The organism is Proteiniphilum sp. (genome assembly GCF_034331125.1).
GTDB classification, from domain to species: Bacteria; Bacteroidota; Bacteroidia; order Bacteroidales; family Dysgonomonadaceae; genus Proteiniphilum; species Proteiniphilum saccharofermentans.
Genome location: NZ_JAXQGC010000051.1, coordinates 1 through 23,048, shown reverse-complemented (window position 1 = coordinate 23,048; position 23,048 = coordinate 1). Strand labels below are relative to the sequence as shown.

At 40.8% G+C, this 23,048-nt stretch carries 14 protein-coding genes; all 14 read left to right on the top strand.

What is annotated here, in order from left to right; translation table 11 throughout:
* Positions 1–23: 23 nt before the first annotated feature.
* Positions 24–2,321, top strand: coding sequence for a glycosyl hydrolase family 95 catalytic domain-containing protein (locus U2P89_RS12665; RefSeq protein WP_322191581.1), 2,298 nt, complete (start codon positions 24–26; stop codon positions 2,319–2,321).
* Positions 2,322–2,354: 33 nt separating this feature from the next.
* Positions 2,355–3,491, top strand: a complete 1,137-nt coding sequence (locus U2P89_RS12660) for an acyltransferase family protein (protein WP_322191564.1) — start codon at positions 2,355–2,357, stop codon at positions 3,489–3,491.
* 263 nt (positions 3,492–3,754) lie between these two features.
* A complete protein-coding gene (locus tag U2P89_RS12655; RefSeq protein WP_313381852.1) occupies positions 3,755–4,402 on the top strand; it encodes a carbohydrate-binding family 9-like protein in 648 nt (215 codons plus the stop codon).
* A gap of 166 nt (positions 4,403–4,568) precedes the next feature.
* Complete coding sequence (locus tag U2P89_RS12650) at positions 4,569–5,654, top strand: aminoglycoside phosphotransferase family protein (RefSeq protein WP_322191580.1); 1,086 nt, start codon at positions 4,569–4,571, stop codon at positions 5,652–5,654.
* 342 nt (positions 5,655–5,996) lie between these two features.
* On the top strand, positions 5,997–6,569 hold the full coding sequence (locus U2P89_RS12645) for a DUF177 domain-containing protein (RefSeq protein WP_322191563.1): 573 nt from the start codon (positions 5,997–5,999) through the stop codon (positions 6,567–6,569).
* Between the two features lie 140 nt (positions 6,570–6,709).
* On the top strand, positions 6,710–6,895 hold the full coding sequence (rpmF, locus tag U2P89_RS12640; protein ID WP_076929590.1) for a 50S ribosomal protein L32: 186 nt from the start codon (positions 6,710–6,712) through the stop codon (positions 6,893–6,895).
* Positions 6,896–6,980: 85 nt separating this feature from the next.
* Positions 6,981–7,979, top strand: a complete 999-nt coding sequence (locus U2P89_RS12635) for a beta-ketoacyl-ACP synthase III (RefSeq protein WP_322191562.1) — start codon at positions 6,981–6,983, stop codon at positions 7,977–7,979.
* 134 nt (positions 7,980–8,113) lie between these two features.
* Positions 8,114–9,007: a GTPase Era gene (era, locus tag U2P89_RS12630; protein ID WP_091909574.1), complete on the top strand. Its 894-nt coding sequence runs from the start codon at positions 8,114–8,116 to the stop codon at positions 9,005–9,007.
* A gap of 60 nt (positions 9,008–9,067) precedes the next feature.
* The gene (gene der, locus U2P89_RS12625) at positions 9,068–10,381 is read left to right on the top strand and encodes a ribosome biogenesis GTPase Der (RefSeq protein WP_076929597.1); all 1,314 of its coding nucleotides are present in this window, start codon (positions 9,068–9,070) and stop codon (positions 10,379–10,381) included.
* A gap of 203 nt (positions 10,382–10,584) precedes the next feature.
* Positions 10,585–12,807 (top strand): DUF349 domain-containing protein, encoded by a 2,223-nt coding sequence (locus tag U2P89_RS12620; RefSeq protein ID WP_322191561.1) that lies wholly within the window; start codon positions 10,585–10,587, stop codon positions 12,805–12,807.
* A 423-nt stretch (positions 12,808–13,230) separates the two neighbouring features.
* Positions 13,231–16,254, top strand: coding sequence for a TonB-dependent receptor (locus U2P89_RS12615; RefSeq protein ID WP_322191560.1), 3,024 nt, complete (start codon positions 13,231–13,233; stop codon positions 16,252–16,254).
* A gap of 20 nt (positions 16,255–16,274) precedes the next feature.
* Positions 16,275–17,840: a RagB/SusD family nutrient uptake outer membrane protein gene (locus tag U2P89_RS12610; RefSeq protein WP_313381856.1), complete on the top strand. Its 1,566-nt coding sequence runs from the start codon at positions 16,275–16,277 to the stop codon at positions 17,838–17,840.
* Between the two features lie 98 nt (positions 17,841–17,938).
* Entirely contained in the window at positions 17,939–18,850 is a 912-nt protein-coding gene (locus tag U2P89_RS12605) for a glycoside hydrolase family 43 protein (RefSeq protein ID WP_322191579.1), read from the top strand.
* Between the two features lie 80 nt (positions 18,851–18,930).
* Positions 18,931–22,938, top strand: a complete 4,008-nt coding sequence (locus U2P89_RS12600) for a hybrid sensor histidine kinase/response regulator transcription factor (protein WP_322191559.1) — start codon at positions 18,931–18,933, stop codon at positions 22,936–22,938.
* Positions 22,939–23,048: the final 110 nt, after the last annotated feature.

The window sequence follows — 23,048 nt, the reverse complement described above, 5'->3', positions numbered from 1 at the left end:
ATGTTATGAACAAGCTTTGGAATATGGAAAGCAGATTAAGTTTACTCTGTTTTTTGCTTTCCCTTTTATTGCTTAATTCTTGCAGTAATAGGAATATAAAACTTACTCCGTCTAATTATGATTTGATTTTCAATGAATTATCCCAGACATGGGATGAAGGAATGCCATTGGGAAATGGAGTAGTGGGCTCTTTGGTTTGGGAAAAAGAAAATCACTTACGGATGTCCCTTGACAGGGTAGATTTATGGGATTTACGCCCGTCCGATAGCTTATCCGGTCCAAATTATAGTTTTGAATGGGTCTATCAACAGGTAATGAAAAAAGACTATTTACCTGTCCAGAAGAAATTTGACCATCCATATGACCGTTTACCGGCTCCATCCAAAATACCGGGTGCCGGAATAGAGTTTTCTTTGGAACAGATAGGAAAACCCCAATCTGTTCACCTTTATCTGAATAATGCCGTATGTGAAATAACCTGGGCAAATAACATGAAGATGCAAACGTTTGTCCATGCTGTCGAACCGGTAGGATGGTTTTACATAGAAAATGCGGATGAATCTTTTATTCCTGAATTAGTGGCACCTGTTTATAATGATTCACAGGCCGGGGAATCTGATCTCGGTCCGGTTACCGGACAGGATTTGCGCCGTTTAGGATATATACAGGGAGATGTGGTAAAAGAAGGTAACCGTATCATATATCATCAGAAAGGATGGGGGAATTTTTATTATGATGTAGTAGTAGAGTGGAAAAAAAGTGGAAATACATTAACCGGAGTGTGGAGTATTTCTTCCTCTCTTTCAGAAGAAAAAGCAGTCGACAAAGTGCGCGAAGCCCTTTCGAGAGGTATTCAAGCCGACTACCAATCTCATATGGTCTACTGGGATAATTTCTGGAAACAATCCTCTGTTACTATCCCGGATGAAGTATTGGCCAAACAATATGCCAATGAGATGTATAAGTTCGGTTCCGTAGCCCGGGAATATTCTTATCCTATTTCTTTACAAGCTGTCTGGACTGCCGATAACGGTAAACTTCCACCATGGAAAGGCGATTATCATCATGATTTGAACACGCAACTGAGCTATTGGCCTTGCTATACGGGGAATTACTTGTACGAAGGCTTGGGATACCTGAATACTTTATGGGAACAACGGGAAGAAAACCGGAAATATACCCGTGAATATTTTGGTGAAAACGGATTGAATGTCCCCGGCGTATGTACATTGGAAGGAGTTCCCATGGCGGGATGGATACAATATTCCATGTCTCCTACGATAGCAGCATGGTTATCACAACATTTCTACTTACATTACAAATACTCCATGGATGAGGATTTTCTGAAAAAACGGGCTTATCCCTATTTAAAAGAAGTTGCCACTTTCCTCGAAGAATTTACTTATTTGGATGAGGATGGTGTACGTCAATTACCGTTAAGTTCAAGTCCTGAGATTTATGATAATAGTATAGATGCATGGTTCCATACTATGACCAATTATGATTTGTCATTGATCCGGTTTGCTTTTTCCGCTGCTTCTGAACTTGCCGGTGAACTTTCACTTACCGATGAGTCCATGCATTGGAAAGAACTATACGGACAATTGCCTGATTACGAACTGGATGAGCAGGGAGGACTCACTTTTGCCAAAGGATTTCCTTATAATGTGTCACATCGGCATTTCTCAAATGCGATGGCTATCCACCCATTGGGATTGATTGATTGGGGAAATGGAGAGAAAGACCGGCAAATCATCAAAGCGACCATAGATAATTTTGATGAGGTCGGACCTGATTATTGGACAGGTTATTCCTATAGCTGGTTTGGTAATATGAAGGCACGTGCCATGGATGGAGAAGGTGCAGCAAAGGAATTGCGGACATTCGCCGAACATTTTTGCCTGAAGAATACGTTCCATGCCAATGGAGATCAAACAAAAAGCGGTAAATCGAAATTTACCTATCGCCCATTCACCCTGGAAGGGAATTTTGCTTTTGCTTCGGGTATCCAGGAAATGTTATTGCAAAGTCATACGGGTATTGTCCGTATTTTCCCGGCAATTCCTGTTTCATGGGATGATGTATCGTTTTACAACTTACGTACTTATGGCGCATTTCTTATCTCTGCTCAAAAAGAGAATGGGAAAATATCACAAGTAACCGTTTTCTCAGAAAAAGGGGGCGTGTTGCGTATGGACTATCCTTTTGGAGATTATCCTTTTACGATTGAGGGGACAGAAGAATCTTACGAGCTGAAAGATAATATTATAGAATTGAATACTATTCCGGGACAGACTGTTGTTTTTACATCTGAAAGCTGACAATCAGTTAAAAAGGGGACTCATTTAATAAATATGGAAAAACAAAAATTACAACGCTTAGAATCTTTAGACGTACTCCGCGGGTTTGACTTATTTTGTTTGGTAGGATTAGAAGTGTTCATACACCGTATGAAGGCCCCCATAAACCAGTCGTGGTATGATAAGTTTTTGTGGAATTTCTCACATGTGGAATGGACAGGTTTTTCGCCTTGGGATCTGGTAATGCCTCTGTTCCTTTTCATGGCAGGAGTATCGATCCCTTTTGCATTGTCCCGTTACAGATCAGAGCCCAATAAATTACCCATATACCGCCGTATTGTAAAAAGGTTTCTTTTATTGTGGATATTTGGGATGATGTGCCAGGGTAACCTGCTGGGTTTAGATCCCAGCCGGATTTATTTTTATTCGAATACACTTCAGAGTATAGCTGTGGGGTACCTTGTTTCTTCCATGCTCTTTTTACATACGAAAGCAAAGACACAAATCGGAGTGGCCGCAGGATTACTCGTTATTTATTGGGCTGTTATGCAGTTCGTGACGGTAGGAAATTATGGCGGAGGTAATTATATGCCGGATGGTAATCTCGCGGAATGGATCGACAGGATTGTTTTGGGGCGTTTCCGCGATGGTGCGAAGGTGGTTGACGGCGAAGTCGTATTTTCCCCGTGGTATAGATATACCTGGATTCTCAGCAGCCTGAACTTTGCCGTAACCGTACTCACAGGCCTTTTTGCAGGGCATATCCTGAAAAATAAGGAAGCTGATCCGAAGAAGAAATGGCAATTATTACTCGGAATAGGTATTGCTATGGTTGTGGCCGGTTGGTTGTGGTATTTCCAGATGCCTGTAATCAAGAAAATATGGACCAGTTCCATGGTGTTGGTCAGTAGCGGATATTGTTTCTTATTGATGGCGATATTTTATTATTGGATTGATTATAAGGGGCATCGGAAGTATTTGACATGGCTCAAAGTCTATGGCATGAATTCTATCGTGGCTTATATGTTAGCTATGTGTATAAATTTCAGCTCTGTTGGTCAATCTCTTTTTCAAGGGACGGAACAATATATAGGCGCTTGGTATCCGGTATTGATAGCAGCTTCAAATGCAGTTATTATTTACCTGATTTTATGGATGATGTATAAAAGAAATATTTTCCTTAAGGTTTGAAATTGCCAATCAAAATCATACGGCACTATCGGACTGTTGCCGGATAAATTAATCCTTCATGGTGATGGCCGGATGACATCCAGGGTTATACACTGATTTAAAAGTAATATTTTTGTCTGTTTTGGCTAAAAAGAATATCTTTGGGGAAATTTTATTGATGAGGTAATTGGGTAATGCGACGGTTTGTTGATTGATGAATCATTTAACTTTCGGTTTATAATTCTTAGATACTCCATGTGCCGGTAAGAAAAAGTAAAAAATATATGAGAACACTACAGGTGCCCAAGCAAAATGTTTCACAACTTGAAACGGTATTTGATAAGATAAAAATGCTCCACGAAGGAGGGGCAGAAGCTCCAATCGATCAGGTGAACTGGAAGGATGATTTCCCTAAAAGTCTGCCCGTAACAGTGCGGGTGGCGCATGATGGAGAAAAGCTTTACCTCTACTATACAGTGATCGGTGAAGCTGTCCGTGCAGCAAATACCGAAGATTTCGGATCGGTATGGGAAGATAGCTGCGTAGAGTTTTTCATGCAACGTGAAGGAGAAAACATATATCGCAATTTCGAATGCAATGTATTGGGAGTGTTACTTTCCCGGCAGAACGAAAGAAAGGGGAAAGGTGAGAACCAGACGCCTGAAATGCCTACTATTTACAGATATGGTACTGTTTGCCACAGATATGAAGGGAACCGGCAGGTGAGTGATTGGAACATGTATTTGGAGATACCCAAAAAAGCCCTGGGCTTTGATGCCCATGAATCGCTTTCGGGGCAAAAGATAAAGGCTAATTTCTATAAATGTGGTGATGAAACACCTGAACCACACTTCTTAAGTTGGAATCCCATCGATCTACCCCAACCGAATTTCCATGTCCCCCAGTTCTTCGGATTGTTGGAATTGGAGTAACAACAATGAGGGTATCTTTTTTCGAGGAAATAAAAACTAAAATAACGTTTTCGTTAAGCTAAATGAGCAAAGTCAAACTTGTTTGAACTTTGCCATAGCGAGAATTGGAAATCGAGGAGCGAAGGCGACTCAAAATGACTAATGTAATTGAAATATAATGGACGAGATGAACAAATTGAAAGAGATCGTTTCCCAATTCATCGGAGACGATACTAACGTGGAGATTAAACCGCTTGGTAAAGGACATATCAATGACTCATACAAAGTGGTATCGGGTGATAAGGAGTATGTATTGCAACGGATCAATCACCATATATTCAAGAATGTGCCGGAATTGCAAAACAATATCCAAAGGGTGACGGAACATATTCGTAAGAAACTGGAAGAACAAGGTGTCCCTGATGTGGATCGCCGTGTACTAACCTTGGTTCCCACACTGGATGGCGCGCTTTATTACCAGGATACCATAGGTGATTACTGGCGGGTAATGGATTTTATCAAAGAGAGTAAAAGTTACGATGAGATCAATCCCGAATTGGCATACCGTGCTGGAATGGCTTTTGGCGATTTTCAGAAAATGTTGGCAGACCTGCCGGGTGAACCCTTGTTCGAGACCATTCCCAACTTCCATAATATGGAAGCTCGTTTAGAGACATTCCGTGAGGCTGTGAAAGCAAATAAGGCAGGTCGACTGGATAAAGTAGCCGGATTGGTAAAAGAGATTGAAGATCGTGCAGAGGAGATGTGCAAAGCGGAGAAATTACACCGTGAAGGTAAGTTGCCCAAGCGGATCAACCATTGCGATACCAAAGTGAATAATGTTCTCTTTGATAATGGCGACCAGGTACTCTGTGTGGTGGATCTGGATACCGTCATGCCGGGCTATGTGCTTTCAGATTTTGGTGATTTTATCCGCACAGGAGCCAATACGGGTGCCGAAGACGATAAAAATCTGGAAAATGTATCTGTCGATCTGGATATTTTTGAAGCTTATGCGAAAGGTTACCTGAAAAATGCAGTATCTTTCCTTACTGATGTGGAGATAAATAATCTGGCATTTGGAGCCAAACTGCTGACCTATATGCAGATGGTACGCTTCTTTACAGATTATATTGATGGGGATACATACTATAAGATCGCTTATCCGGAACATAATTTTATGCGGACCAAAGCGCAGTTCAAATTGTTGCAAAGCCTTGAGGAAAACTTTGAGAAAATGCAGCAGATTGTAAAAGAAGCGGCAAGGGGTTGAAATTCAAGATTTAAAATTCAAGATTTAAAATTCAAGATTTAAAATTCAAGATTTAAAATTCAAGATTCAAAATTTAGGATTCAAAATTGAGTCTACTTGAATAAGTCGAATTTAAGAGAATATGATGCCCTATAGATGCTTCTGGAAGGGGTGAAATTGAAAAAATATATTTTTTAAAGGGGACTCAAAATTTAGGATTTGAGAACCAAGAACCAGGATTCAAGACATTGGTAATTAGTAATTAGTAATTGCTAATTGGTAATTAATAAATATATTAACCAAAAACAGGCGGTGTAAAGAAAAAATTACTATCTTTGCACCGCTTTATTTTGAGGAAAAAACGTGGCAAAATTTAGTTTGTACAATATTTCCCTGAAAAATCTTTCTGAAGGAGTGCATACCTTTGAGTATGAATTGGATAGAAAGTTCTTCGATGCCATTGATGGAGACGAAGTACGGAAGGGTAATGTGAAGGTGACGGTCAAAGTACGGAAAACGTCATCCACTTTCGAATGTATTTTCGATCTTAAAGGAGTTGTCCAGGTGCCTTGTACACGGTGTCTGGATGATATGAATTTAGATGTGGATACGCAGAGCCGGTTGATCGTGAAATTTGGTAAGGAATATTCTGAGGAAAGCGATGAGATAGTGATCATCCCCGAAGAGGAAGGAGAGATCAATATTGCCTGGTTCCTGTACGAATTTATTGCCCTGACCATACCTATAAAACATGTACATCCAACAGGAGAGTGTAACAGGGCGGTATCCTCCAAATTACGTAAACATCGGGCGGTCAGTGTAGACGATACCGATGATGATGACGGAGAGATTCCGGATGATGATTTTTCCGACGAAGAAGAATCCCAGGACAACGATCCCCGTTGGGATGCACTCAAAGGATTGAATCTGGAATGAAACCGACATGTTTAAAATAATTATTAAACATCCGAAGGGAATGATTATTTTAAATATTAAAGGTTCCATACACCAAAATGTAAGAGTGAAATAATCGTATGAAAATTGAATATATAAATAATTAAAAACCAAATATAGAAATGGCACATCCAAAAAGAAGACAGTCTTCTGCGAGACAAGGTAAAAGGAGAGCGCACGATCATGCCAAATTGCCTACAATGGCAATCTGCCCTAACTGTGGTGCATGGCACATTTATCATACCGTATGCGGTGAATGTGGTTACTACAGAGGTAAACTGGCTATTGAAAAAGACGTAACGGCATAATTATCCTTTAGTTTACAGAAATAGTAGACCCTGAAACGTCAGAATTGCCTTTCAGGGTCTTTTTCAATAATTATTTTTTACCACGATGAGACAATTAAACGCCGTAATTACTGGAATCACAGCCAAAGTGCCGGATTACATCCTCACCAATGAAGAGCTCGCTACCATGGTCGATACCTCTGATGACTGGATCATGACCCGGGTAGGGATAAAGGAGCGGCGGATTTTAAAAGGTGAACAGCAAGGGATTTCGGTATTGGGTACCCCCGCAGTTAAAGAGTTATTGGAGAAAACAAATACGGCTCCCCAAGAGGTTGATGTGGTAATCTTCGCTACCTCCACTCCGGATCATTTCTTTCCTTCAGCAGCCTCTATCGTGGCAGAGAACAACGGTATCAAAAATGCTTTCTGTTTCGATATGGAAGTGGCCTGTTCAGGATTTGTTTACGGATTGGAGATCTGCAATGGTCTCATCCAGACAGGTAAGTATAAAAAAATCATCCTGTTGGCCGGTGATAAAATGTCGTCCATTACCAATTATAAGGACCGTACCACATGTCCCCTTTTTGGTGACGCAGTAGGGGCGGTCATGATAGAACCTACCGAGGAGAATATAGGTATCATTGATGCCGAACTTCATTCGGATGGAGTGGGCTATCAGCCATTGCAGATGAAGGCCGGAGGTAGTAAATTCCCGGCGACACATGAGACGGTGGAAAATGCCGAACATACCGTACATCAGGACGGCAAAGTGGTATTTAAGCACGCAGTCTCACGTATGGCTGAGGTGTCATTGAATATTATGGAGCGCAATAATCTTTCCATCGACGATGTGAACTGGCTCGTTCCACATCAAGCCAATATGCGTATTATTGATGCGACGATAGACCGTACCGGGCTGCCCCGTGAGAAAGTGATGATCAATATTGAGCGTTACGGAAATACCAGTGCCGGTACTATCCCGCTTTGTTTGTGGGAGTGGGAACCCAAACTGAAAAAGAGAGATAATATAATCCTGGTTGCTTTCGGAGCCGGTTTCTCCTGGGGTGGCGTTTATCTGAAGTGGGGATACGATGGGAAATGAAAAATGAATAGTGAAAAGTGAAAAATTATACACTATAACGCATCGGGAACGGTGCGTTTTTTGTCTTTATTGAGAAATGATGGGGTAAAATCGTTCACTAGTTGTTATCTTTGTCCTATTAACGGGTTATATATATGTCACAGAATAAACATCGTTCCGGTTTTGTCAATATAGTGGGTAATCCCAATGTAGGTAAATCCACACTGATGAACAGGTTGGTGGGAGAGAAGATATCGATTATCACATCAAAGTCACAGACCACGCGTCACCGTATTATCGGTATCGTGAACAAGCCCGAGTATCAGGTCGTCTATTCCGATACGCCGGGGGTACTACGTCCCAATTACAAGTTACAGGAATCGATGTTGAATTTCTCCTTGTCGGCACTGGATGATGCTGATGTGTTGCTCTATGTGACCGATGTGGTAGAGAAAATCGATAAAAATGACGAGTTTTTGGGTAAAGTGCAACGATTAAATTTGCCGATTCTCCTGCTGATCAATAAAATAGACCAGACTAATCAGGATGAGCTAGAGAAAATGGTTACGCAATGGAGAGAATTGTTGCCGCAGGCTGAGATCTATCCCATTTCGGCACTGAATAATTTTAGTATCGATGTGATACAGAATCGCATTCTGGAACTGTTACCGGAATCGCCACCCTATTTTGAAAAGGATGCGCTTACTGATAAACCCGCACGCTTTTTTGTTACTGAAATTATCAGAGAGAAAGCGTTACTTATCTATCAGAAAGAGGTTCCCTATTCCATAGAAGTGGTCGTGGAGGAGTTTAAAGAAGAAAATGATATAATCAGGATAAGGGCGGTTGTGATGGTAGAGCGTGATTCTCAAAAAGGTATAGTGATTGGACACAAAGGAGAATCATTGAAAAAACTGGGTACGATGGCACGAAAGGATATTGAACGGTTCTTTGAGAAAAAGGTCTTTTTGCAGCTTTATGTAAAAGTGGAAAAAGATTGGCGTAATCGAGATAATATGCTGAAAACTTTCGGGTATCGGCTGGATTAATGTGAATAATTACCAATTACCAATTAGTCTTGGTTCTTGGCTCTTGATTCTAAAAAAAATATGCAAAACTTAGTAGCGATAGTAGGAAGACCCAATGTGGGGAAATCGACCCTCTTTAATCGGTTGACACAGAGCCGTCAGGCTATTGTAACAGAAACCGCAGGTACCACGCGTGATCGGCAGTACGGAAAAGTGATCTGGGGCGGACAGGAATTTTCGCTGGTTGATACAGGTGGTTGGGTAGTCAATTCCGATGATATAATGGAAGATGAGATCAATAAACAGGTTCGCATAGCCATTGAAGAGGCGGATGTGATACTGTTTGTAGTAGATGTAATGCATGGTCTGACCGATCTTGATGAAGGAGTGGCCCAGATGCTGCGTAAATCGGGTAAGCCGGTAGTGGTAATATCCAATAAATCAGATAATTTTGAGTTGGGACACCAGTCTGCAGAATTCTATTCCCTGGGATTAGGTGATCCGTTTAGCATATCTGCAATCAATGGTTCGGGAACCGGCGACCTGTTGGATCACATACTCACATTGTTCACAAAAGATAACACCGAGGAGGAATTGGATGATGTACCTAAATTTGCCGTAGTAGGTCGACCTAATGCCGGAAAATCTTCCATGGTCAATGCTTTGGTCGGTGAAGACCGGAGCATTGTAACCGATATTGCCGGTACAACACGTGATGCCATCAATATGCGCTACAATAAATTTGGTATGGATTTCTATCTGATCGATACTGCCGGTATCCGTAAAAAGGGAAAGGTGACAGAGGATCTGGAGTATTTCTCTGTGATCCGCTCTATCCGGATGATAGAGAATGCCGATGTATGTATCCTGATGCTCGATGCTACACGTGGGATTGAAAGTCAGGATCTGAATATCTTCTCACTTATACAGAAGAACCGGAAAGGATTGGTTGTTTTTGTCAATAAATGGGACACGGTAGAAGAAAAGGACAATATTGTGATTAAGACTTTTGAAAATGCGATCCGTGAACGTCTGGCACCTTTTACCGATTTTCCGATAATCTTTGGGTCTGCGCTCACTAAACAACGAATTCTCAAAGTGATGGATACCGCGAAAGAAGTATATCAGAATAAAAAACGTAAAGTACCTACCAGTAAGTTAAATGAGGTGATGTTACCGATTATTGAAAGGACACCACCTCCATCTAACAAGGGAAAGTTTATAAAGGTCAAATATATCACCCAATTAGCCAATACTCAAGTGCCTTCATTTGTTTTCTTCTGTAATCTGCCGCAATGGGTCAAAGAACCATATAAACGGTTTGTAGAAAACAGAATGCGCGAAAATTGGAATTTCTCAGGAACTCCGATAAATATTTTTTTCAGGGAAAAATAATAAAAGTGAGAAAATGGGACAGTGGGAAAGTGAATAATGAAAAAAATGAACTAATCGTATGAAATCACAAAAATATTGCGTTAATTTGTATTATCTTTGCAAAGGTAGGCGAATGATAAAAACTGCTATCTTGTTTTAAAAAGGATAAAAATCGAAACGCAACACATAGGCATTAAAAGCCTGAATAAACTAAGGGACTACTGATGAATACGAAAAACAATCCTGACAACGAAAAATTACCTGTTAAAGAAGACCAAAATAATAAAGACCTGCAGTCTGAACTCCCGAAAGAGGATTCAGCGGTAGAGATCCCTCAAACTGAGATTCCTGCTGTAGAAGAACCCGAAAAAGATGATCTGCCGGAAACGGGAGATATTGCTTCTGAAGAGGTAACCGGGGAAGAGTTGCCCGAAAGCAAAGGGCAAGAGGATGAGACGGAGCAAACTGTCGTCAAGAGCACGAATTTGAATTTGGAAGAAGTTATTCCGGAAGAAAAAACTACACAAGAGAGTACTACCACAGAAGAAGTTATTGAGGAAGAAAAAGGCAGCGAAGAAAAAACTGTAAAGGAACCGGAGCCGATAGATGTTAGCGAAGAGGCAACTGTTGAGGAAGAATCCACCATTGATTATGATTTGGATGACGGTAACGGTGTCCCGGATTCAGAAGATGAAGAAGATGCTGATGAAGACTCGTTTGCAGATGATGTTTCCGTAACCTTGCTCCCCATTGAAGAGATCGTTCGTAACCTGCGTGATCTGTTGACCTCTGAGAGTCCCAAACGCAAGGATGTGGATGAGTATAAAAATCAATTCTATCGTTCTTTGCGGAATGAAACAGAATCACAAAAACAGGAGTTCCTCTCAAAAGGAGGAGAAGAGATTGATTTCATAGGTAAAGAACCGGAAATCTATACCGAAGGAAAGGAATTAATCCAGAAAATAAAGGAAAAGCGGGCGGATATCCTCGCAAAAGAAGATGCCGAGAAAGAGAAAAATGTAGCCAGAAAACTGGCTATTATAGAACAGGTCAAAGTATTGACCGAGACCCAGGGGCAGGAGGATTTTAATAAAATCTACCAAGAGTTCAAATCTCTTCAACAGGAGTGGAACGAGATTAAACTGATACCCCAGGAAAAGGTGAACGAATTATGGAAATCGTATCAGCGTTATGTGGAGAAGTTCTATGACCTGGTGCGTATCAATAATGAGTTCAGGGAATATGATTTCAAGAAAAATCTGGAGATAAAGACTGAATTATGTGAAGCTGCGGAGAGACTCAATGATGAAACGGATATCGTTTCGGCTTTCCATCAGTTACAAAACCTGCATCAGGAATGGAGAGAGGTCGGACCTGTTTCCAGAAAGGAGAGGGAAGAGATATGGAATCGATTCAAAGAGGCTTCAACCCAAATCAATAAAAAATACCAGGCCCATTTTGAACAGTTAAGGGAAAAAGAAAATGAAAACCTGGAATTAAAGACCGCGCTTTGTGAGAAACTCGAAGCAATTGATTACAGCCAGCTTAAATCAGTCAAAGATTGGAATAACAAAGTAAAAGAGGTTCTCGAAATACAATCGCAATGGCGCCAAATAGGATTTGTACCGAGAAAATGGAATACAAAGATATATAAACGTTATCGTGCTGCCTGTGATTTCTTTTTCAGGAGTAAAAACGAGTTCTACAAATCTCTTCGTGGGGAGATGGAAGAGAACCTCAAGAAAAAAACTGCTCTTTGTGAACGTGCTGAAGCCCTTAAGGATAGCCAGGATTGGAAAAGTACGACAAGGGAAATGATTGAAATCCAGAAAGAGTGGAAAACTATTGGTATTGTTCCTCACAAATATGTCGATAGTATCTGGAAACGGTTTATCTCAGCTTGTGATTACTTTTTTGAACAAAAGAAATTGCACACTTCATCGCAATATGAACAGGAACAAAAGAATCTGAATGAGAAAAAAGCCATTATCGATAAAATAAATCAGCTGGATACCAGTCTTGAAACAGAAGAGGCATTGGCCCAGTTGCATGAGTTGATGGATAAATGGTATGAGATTGGGCATGTGCCTTATAAGATGAAGGATCGTATTTATAAGGAGTTCTACGATGCGACCGAAGCCCAGTTCGACAGGTTGAATATTGGTAAGGCTGAGAGGAAACTGGAAGCTTATAAAAGCACGATTTCCGATATGGCACGATCCGACAACTCGAAAGGTCAACTTCTCAGGGAACGCGAAAAACTGGTACGCCAGTATGAGCGCATAAAAAATGAATTGCAGACTTACGAAAACAATATCGGGTTCCTCTCGGTTTCTTCCAAAAAGGGAAATCACCTGTTGGACGACATGAATCAGAAGGTGGAAAAAATTAAATCAGAGTTGATCTTATTGGAGAAGAAAATCAGGGCAATCGAGGATGAATTGTAGCGATATATCCTCTAGAGAATAGTAACCGATCAGGTCAGTAAATTTGCTACGGTATTTTCAGGTATAATCAGGAGATCAAAGGGGAATAACCCTTTATTGATCTCCTGATTTTTTTTGTTTACCTAATCTGCTGTTATGTTAATTTGATATATTTTACTTCTCCCTAACGGGATATTAGTCAATAGCATATAAAATTATGATAAATTTTTAATACATTTTGAGACGATTATGACATGACAAGTGTAAAGAAGAAAGTTCTTTTGCTAATATAATAATTGCAAAAAATGAGAGGCGAGGCATTAATCTATTCCACCCGGAGGAAATACATTTATTCCTTTTAACAATAGAGGCGATAAGCGTCTGATTAGCACTTATTTTTATAAATCTTTTTTACTTAATTTATAATCTAAACAAAATGTGAGAATGAAAAAACAAATTTTCAATTTATCGAAAGGGGTCTTGTCCGTACTGTTGTGGACATTATCCTTATGTTTGTATGCACAGGGAATTACCGTAAGAGGTGTGGTTACTGATACCCAAGGAGAACCACTGGTCGGCGTAACGGTGCAGGTAGAAGGCACATCTACCGGAACCGTTACGGATATGGACGGTAATTTTGTCCTGCAAAATGTACCTTCAAATGCAACCTTGGAAGTATCGTATGTGGGAATGACAACGCAGGTTGTTTCTCTTAATGGAAGAACATCCGTAAGGATTACATTGGACGAAGATGCAGAACTGTTGGAAGAAGTGGTAGTCATCGGTTACCAGACAATCCGTAAGGCTGACCTGACAGGATCTGTTTCCGTATTTAATCCTGACGAGATGAAAAATACGATCGTAACCGGTACGGTGGGTGACGCATTGGGTACTCTTCCCGGGGTAACCGTACGTACTGCCGGTGCACCGGGTAGGGAAGGAAAAGTGGAAATTCGTGGTACGGGTACATTTGGAAATAGTACTCCACTGTATGTTGTCGATGGGGTTGTCTCCGGTGCAAACCGGGATTTCAATTTTAACGATATTGAAAGTATTCAGGTATTGAAAGATGCATCAGCAGCAGCTATTTACGGATCAAGAGCCGGTAACGGGGTAATTATTATTACCACCAAACAGGGGAAGGAAGGCAAAATGAAGATTGATGTATCTTCGCGTGCCACCATGCAATGGTTACCCAGATACAACCTCACGAACCGGGATCAATGGATTGAGCTGAACGACTTGGCTTTTGCCAATGCCGGACGGCAGCCGGCCAACCATTTCGATGGAAATACCGACTGGCAGGAAGAGGTATTTAAGACCGGTATCGTACAGGATCACAATATATCTTTCTCGGGGGGTAATAGCGGTAGCCGCTATTTTATATCAGGTAACTACCAACACAATTCGGGGACAACTATCGGAAGCCAGAGTGAGCGTTTCACGTTGCGATCAAATACATCAGCTTCACGTGATTTTGGTGATTATGTTACATTCCGTATTGGTGAAAATATTGTGTTAAGCCATTTTGCTGTGGATGAACTGAATACAAATCCTATTATCGATGTATACCGTATGCTTCCCACTATTCCTATATACGATCCGAACAATGCAGCCAGAGGCGGATACGGTTATGGTGATGGAAGCAGGGATGTTACTTTTGGAACAAACCCTTTTGCCAAGGAAGACTTTGAAGATACCAAAAACAGTAACTTGCGGGTCAGGGGGAATCTCTTTACCGAACTGGAATTATTGAAAACTTTGAAATACAGGTTTAATCTTGGATTTGATTTTAGTAATGATAAGCATTCTTATTTACGGAAAGAAGGCTATTGGACATATAATCAACCTTATGATCCCTCTTCTTTGAATAAGAATCAGGCTCAGTATCAGGGATTGGTTTTTGACAACACGTTGGAATACAATAAAAAATTCGGGAAACATGATATTTCTTCCGTATTTGGGCTTAGTTACCAGACATCGACGTATGAACAGATATGGGGTACAAAGAATGATGTATTGATGAATAGTGCTTCTGGATTGTATTATGAACAATTAGATGCGGCACTGAGAAATCCAAAAACCGGAAGTTATAAAGATTTAGAGAAATTATTTTCGATGTTTGGGCGAATCAATTATAATTTTGGTGAAAAATATCTATTGAGTTTTACAATGCGTCGAGATGAATCTTCTAAATTTAGTTCAGACAATAGAGTCGGCTATTTCCCTTCTGTTTCAGGTGGATGGAGAATAAGTCAGGAAGATTTCTTTGATGTGTCATGGATAAATGACCTGAAACTAAGAGCCAACTATGGTATTTTAGGAACGTCAAATATCGGATATTGGGATTATGTAGAGTTAATCAATTCGTTTCCTCAGGCAATATTCGGTGTAGATCAATCTGTGGCGACAGGTATGACGCAGGTAAAACTGGTTAATACAGATCTGAGGTGGGAGAAATTAACCCAACTCAATGCCGGCTTCGATGCCATGTTACTTAATAACAGACTGAATTTTTCCGTGGATTATTTCCTGAAAGAAACCAAAGATGTTCTCACTCCGATGCAGATATTGATGGTGACGGGAAATAATGGTGGTAATCCCTATGTGAATGCTGCAACATTACAAAATACGGGGCTTGAGATTTCTGCTACCTGGAGAGATAAAATTGGCTCCGATTTCGGTTACAGTATCAATGTAAATGGTTCTTACCTTAAGAACAAGATATTGGAATTAGGATACGGTCGCAAAGAATTTACCCAATGGGATACTAAATCTATTGTCGGACACCCTATTGGTGAATGGTATCTTATCAAGACCGACGGATTGTTCCGTACGCAAGAAGAGGTATTCGCTCATACCAATAGCGAGGGGAAAATTATTCAACCTGACGCTAAACCCGGTGATGTGAAGTATATAGACTATAATGATGACGGGATAATAACGGATGCCGACAGACAGCATAGCGGATCTACCATCCCTAAATTTCAACTGGGAATGAATCTGGGCTTTGAATATAAAAATTTCGACCTTCAATTCCAGTTGGGAGGAGCATTCGGACATAAGTCGTTCAACGGCCCACGAAGCGGGTTCGACCGGTTTGACGACAACTCGAATTACCGGGCAAATTATGATCCATGGACTCCGGAAAATCCAAATGCGAAAGATCCTCGTCCTATTTATGCTGATTCCCGTAATGTGCGGGGCGATCAGGACCGCTGGTTGGAGAACGGAAGTTATCTCAAGGTAAAACAAGTGGCGCTCGGATATAACCTGCCAAAATCGATACTTGGCAGCACATTCAGTAATATTCGTGTATATGTAAATGCGCAGAATCTGATTACCTTTACTTCATATACAGGTTTGGATCCTGAATTCCTCAATACCAATATCTGGGATCGTAGCTATGACGGAGGATCATTCCCGAATCCTTACGGAGTAACTTTTGGAGCACAAATATCATTCTAACCCTCAGAAAACTTATTACAATGAAAAAAATCATATATATATTATTTGCTGTTTTCCTGCTAAATGCTTGTGATGTGAGTGTGGAGAATCCAAATTCGATCATGAGAGAAAATTTTTGGAAAACAGAAACTGATGCGCAATACGGCATCAATGCTGTGTACAATATGTTTTATAAACCCGGAACATATAGCCGATGGATATGGTTCCGCTTCGATCTTACTTCGGATGAGGGATTTAGCCAAAGTCCCTGGGCAGAATTGAAAGAATGGACCGATTTCAGGTATAATAACTATAATTTTTGGGAAGGTAACGGCTGGACCTACAGAGACTGCTATGAAGCAATATTCCGGGCCAATCAGGTATTACATTTTGTCCCTGATATACCGTTTGCAAATGAAAACGACAGAGCCAGGATACTCGGACAGGCCTATTTTCTGAGAGGACTTTATTACTACAACCTTGCATTGTTGTGGGGTGGCGAAAATAACAGTCTGGCTATTGTGCTGGAACCATCTACTCCGGGTATGCAACCCGAGGGACATACCGGTACCGAAGTATATCAACAGGCAATCAGTGACTTTACAGAAGCCGAGAAAATGTTGCCTGAAGAGTGGGACGGTGCCAATAAAGGACGTGCAACAAAAGGAGCCGCACTGGCGTTCAGGGCTAAATGCTATATGCAACTGTACCAATGGGACGAAGCAAGGAGTGATTTACAATGGTTGGTGGAAGGTGCCGGCAAGAGTTATTACGATCTTACTGCCAATTATGCCGATAATTTCAGGAGCAATACGGAAAATAATATCGAATCTGTTTTTGAGATACAGTATTCTGATGTGAATAAAGCACCTGCAGGAGACGGAGATTTTGATGTAGACCCGAACCTGGGGTTGAACCGTGGTCAATTTTTTGCTCCTCCCGGAATAGGATGGACCGATGGTGAAATACGCCCGTGGCTCGTGACTGAATTTAAAAAGGAAAAAAACCTGAACGATGACTATGATATCCGTTTGAGACACACTGCATTTTACAGTGAACAACATCTGGATTTTCCTGATAACGAACGGATATATGGTGAGGTCAGCAACGAAGATACGTGGAACAGGGACAACTGGAAAGGACGTGTATTTTACCGGAAATACAGTTCGGAACATTTTCGCGACTTTGATGATTATCATAATCCCACCAATGTAAGGCTTGTACGGTTTGCAGACGTATTGTTGATGTATGCAGAGTGCATTGTTCAGTCAGGAGGAAATCTTGCTGATGCCGTTGCACATGTCGACAGGGTAAGGGCAAGGGTGAATATGCCGGCACTTGCTGTAAACCATGCTGCTGCGACTTCCGATAAAGATGCTTTCCTGAAACGCCTACAGATGGAGAGAGCGCTTGAACTGGCGACCGAAGGGCATCGCTGGGCTGATATCAAGCGTTGGGGATTGCTTGACAATCAGACCGGCATAGACGAATTGAAGTCGCGTGATCCGGATTTTAATAATTTCGTGATCGGTCGTCATAGCCGATTGCCTATCCCGTCTGATGAAGTGAATAATAACCCCAATATTTCACAAAATCCTAATTATTAATAACAATAAACCTTCCTGGCTTTCGGGTCAGGAAGGTTTAAAAAATTTCTATAGTAATGAAACAATACTGGTATCTGCTGCTTATATGTGTATCCGTTATGACAATATCCTGTAAGGGAGTTGATAAACCGGAGGAGACTAATTCTGATGCAGCTCCTGTAAGATTGGCCGACCCGTTCATTATGTTACACGATGATGTCTATTATGCTTACGGCACCAATGCCAATGACGGAATTGAAGTATATACATCGGATGATTTGAAAGAATGGAAAAAAGCACCGGAACTGGCACTGCACAAAGATAATTCATATGGTGACAGATGGTTTTGGGCACCGGAAGTGTATTATGTCAACGGAAAGTTTTACATGTATTACTCCGCTGAGGAACATATTTGTGTTGCGGTGGCAGACTCTCCGTTCGGCCCCTTTAAACAGCCTGTTCAAAAACCGATGATCGAAGGTGAAAAAACGATTGATAATTCGTTGTTTATTGATGATGATGGTAAACCCTATCTGTTTTTCGACCGTTTCAATGACGGATTAAATATCTGGGTTGCTGAATTAGAAGAGGATCTGATGACCATAAAAACGGAAACATTGCATCCCTGTATTCATGTTTCTCAGGAGTGGGAACAGGTCTGGCCCCGGGTCAATGAAGGAGCTTTTATTGTGAAACACAATGGAATATACTATATGACCTACTCTGCAAACAGTTATGAAAGCCAATTCTACGGTATCGGCTGTGCCACCGCGACAGATATTTTCGGTGAATGGACAAAATATCCGGACAATCCCCTCTTGCAAAAACCAGGAGATCTGGTTGGGGTAGGGCATAGCGCTATGTTCCGGGATAAACAGGGTGATTTACGTATTGTCTTCCACGCACACCATGATGAAAATAATATTCATCCAAGAAAAATGTATATCGGAAGAGCCGGATTTGAAAAGGTAGATGGCGTGGATAAGATGTATATTGAAGAACAATACGATACGCCGGTGATGGCTGAATAAAAATATTTCCTTATCTTGTTGTCGGAAAATTGCTGGATATTTTCCGGAATATATGACAGGTGGTTTGTGCTTTTGGTTCAATGAGTAAGAAGAAACAGAATTTGTACTATATCATTTTGTTGTTCATTATTTTGATGATGAACAGCGGAGAGTTATTCTGTTTACCAGGCTATTCCTTTAAGCATTACAATATCAATAACGGGCTGTCTCAGAATACCGTCTTTACCATTTTTCAGGATAATCAGGGATTTATGTGGTTCGGTACAAAAGACGGTTTAAACCGTTTTGACGGTACTTCATTCAAGATCTTTAAATTCTCTCCCGGTGGAAACCTGCGTGACAATGTGTTTCATCGTATTCTTCAGGATAAAAATGATAATCTCTGGGTAGGAACGGACGACGGGATCTATATTTATAATCCCCGTAGAGAGGAGTTCAAACGTTTCGAACAGACTACGGCCGATCATGTATCGATGGATGGAGTCGTCAGTGATATCCTGCTGGATAACGACGGTGATATGTGGATCTCCGTGGAGGAAAAAGGTGTTTTTTGTTATAATTTCAAGGCTGATGCGCTAACCTATTATCCTATTCCCCAGACTCCCGGAGGGATGCGGATGATAAGCCTGTGTCTTGGCAGGGATGGACATGTTTGGGCGTTCCCCTATAATCTCCCTTTCATCCGGATCGATAAGAAAACAGGAGAGGTTTCCGAGTATCATTTAAAAGATGATCCGGATTTGGTATATGATACAGGTGAAATATGGAAAGTGGTGGCAGACGAGTATAACCAATTGCTGATTGCTTCTTCTACGAAAGGTATTATAAGTGTAAATACCGTTAATATGACACATCGTATTTTATTGGATGAAGACGCATATGGTGAACCAATATTTGCCCGGTGTTTGGCGAGGATTGATCCGCAGACGATCTGGATCGGTAGTGAATCGGGATTGTATATCTATAACACTGAAACCGGAGAGGTTGGCAATCTCCGTCACAACAGGTATATCCCATACTCCTTATCCGACAATGCGATCTATTCCATTTATAAAGACCGGGAAGGAGGAATCTGGATCGGCTCGTTTTTTGGAGGAGTCGATTATTATTCCAACCAGTATAACCAATTCGAGTTATTCTATCCTGTTGCCCAGGATAACGGTATGAAAGGTAGCCGTGTGCGTGAATTCTGCAGCGCTCCCGACGGAAAAATATGGATAGGAACGGAAGATAACGGCCTGAATTTGTTCGATCCGGTAAGGAATGAGTTTTTGCCGTTACCGTCCGTCTTGCAATCGCTTTATACGAATATTCATGCTCTGTATGCTGATGGAGATTATCTATGGATTGGTACCTTTTCGAAAGGATTGAACCGGTATAACCTGAAAACAGGAGAATTGGTTACTTACATACAGTCTGATGACCCGAACTCTATCAGCCATAACAGTACTTTTGCCATCCATAAAGACCGCCAGAATACATTGTGGATAGGCAACCTGTCCGGGTTGAATATTTATAATTATAATGAAGACAACTTTACCCGTATTGAGGAATTTCAGGGGATTTATATTCAGGATATTTTTGAAGACACAGATGGGAAGATATGGGTATCTACTTTTACTAAAGGTCTTTACCGGTATGACCCTGCTACCCGTGAGTGGGACGTTTTCCTGTATGATCCTTCCGGTGCAAGAAACACGTTATACAATAAGTTGACAAGCGTTTTTGAGGATAGCCGGAAACGGTTGTGGGTTACCACGGAAGGCGGAGGATTTTACCGTTTTGATAAACAGACTGAAGAATTTATTACATTCAACAGTGCCAAAGGGTTGCCAAACGACGTGGTGTATCAAATAGTAGAGGACGATAATGCCAATTTATGGCTCTCCACTAATTCAGGGCTTGTCTGTTATAATCCTTTATCGGGAACTTTCAGAAATTATACAGTGGATAATGGATTAAAAACCAATCAGTTCAATTATAAGTCGAGTTACAAGGCTTCCGATGGAACTATCTATTTCGGTTCTACCGATGGTTTTGTGCGTTTTAATCCTTCGTCCTTTAGTGAATCCAAACTTGACGTACCCATTGTTTTTACGGAACTATTTGTAAAAAATGAACGGGCAAGTCCTGCGGACGAACGATCCCTATTAAAGGAAAGTATCCTCTATACCGATGAATTGATCTTACCTTACAGTAAAAATTCGTTCAGATTGGAATATGCTGTACTCAACTATTCCAATTTGAATTCAAATTATATTGTATACAGGCTCGAAGGGTTTGATAAAGAGTGGATCAATGCGAAAGATAAGCAGGATATTGTATATTCCAATCTGATGCCGGGAAAATACAGGTTGACAGTCAAATTGAATGGAGATGAAGAAAATGAAAATGCAGGGAATATAAAGACGCTTGCCATTCAGATACGTCCGCCGTTCTGGTTAAGTGGTTGGGCTTATTTGATTTATTTCTTGCTGCTTACATTCTCAATTATACTATTATTCCGTGTTTTGAATATGCGTGAACAACGCGTTCAACGACGTAGAATGAGAATATTTGAGCAGGAAAAGGAACGGGAACTATACCGGTCGAAGATCGATTTTTTCACCAATGTGGCGCATGAGATCCGTACACCTCTATCATTGATCAAAGCGCCTCTCGATCATGTGATCATGACTGGACAGGTATCCGATAATGTAAAGGAGAACCTGCAGATCATGAGCAAGAATACCGATAGGCTGCTCAACCTGACCAATCAGTTATTAGATTTTCGGAAGACCGAATCGGATGCCTATTTAATGAATCTGCACAGGCAGAATGCTTCGGAACTGATCAGGGAGACATTTCTGCGTTTCACCCCTCTGGCAAGGCAACGTAATTTGACCTTTGAACTTGATCTGCCAGATAATGATATTTTTGTGCTGCTTGATAAAGAAGCTTTCCTGAAGATAGTCAGCAATTTATTGAATAATGCCATTAAGTATTGCGATAGTTGTGTACGAGTGAAGGCATATATTTCAACCGATGAAGAGAACATCACGTTTCACCTGCTTACAGAAAACGACGGAGAAAAAATTCCTGATGAATACAGGGAGGAGATCTTCAAACCTTTTGTGCATCTCGATAAAGAGAACGATGGTAAAACTGCAGGTACTGGTATCGGGTTGGCGCTTTCCAAATCTTTGGCTGAACTACATAAAGGAAGTCTGGTTTTGGAGAATGAGGATGAATGGATCCTTTTTCATCTTACACTGCCAGTTGGTGAGACCGATCAAGTGGTATCCGAAGCAGAGAGAGAATTAGGGAAAAAGGAACCGGATGCAAATGTTGAAAAAACAGTAGCGGCTTATACCATACTTTTGGTCGACGATGATGTGGAATTGTTGCGGTTTGAAGAAAAGTTTCTATCGTCACATTATCATATAAAGACGGCAGAAAATGGGATGCAGGCACTGGAAATACTCCGTGAGGAAAATGTGAGTCTTATTGTGAGCGATATTATGATGCCGGAAATGGATGGTCTGGAACTGACCAAAAGGGTGAAACTCGATATTGAATTCAGCCATATACCGGTGATACTGCTCACGGCAAAAGTAAATGTAGAATCTAAAGTACAGGGATTTGAGACAGGCGCCGATGCCTATATTGATAAACCCTTTTCTTTGGAAGTGCTGATGGCGCAGATCGCTAATCTGCTGCAGAACCGGGAAAAGCTACGCGAAACATTTCTGAAAAATCCGTTTATCGGTGCCAACAGCATAGTACGCACCAAATCGGATGAAGAGTTTATTAAGAAATTACATGCTATCGTACATGAAAATCTCGACAATTCCGAATTTATTGTGGAAGATATATCGGAGCAATTCAATATGAGCCGTGCCAGTTTTTACCGAAAAATAAAAGGTGTGCTGGATCTCACTCCCAACGAGTATATCAGGGTAGAACGTCTGAAAAAAGCAGCACAGTTACTCAAGGAAAAAGTTTACAAAGTAAATGAGATCTGTTATATGGTTGGATTTAATTCACCTTCTTACTTCACCAAGTGTTTTCAACAGCAATTTGGGGTTTTACCCAAAGATTTTGAATAAAAGAAGTCAGAATGAGATTGTATTTGTACTTTTTGACTAATTTGTACTTTTTTGTTTATTTATAAACATCTATTTTCGTAAACTCGAAATTGTAATTTTATTTAAAATAA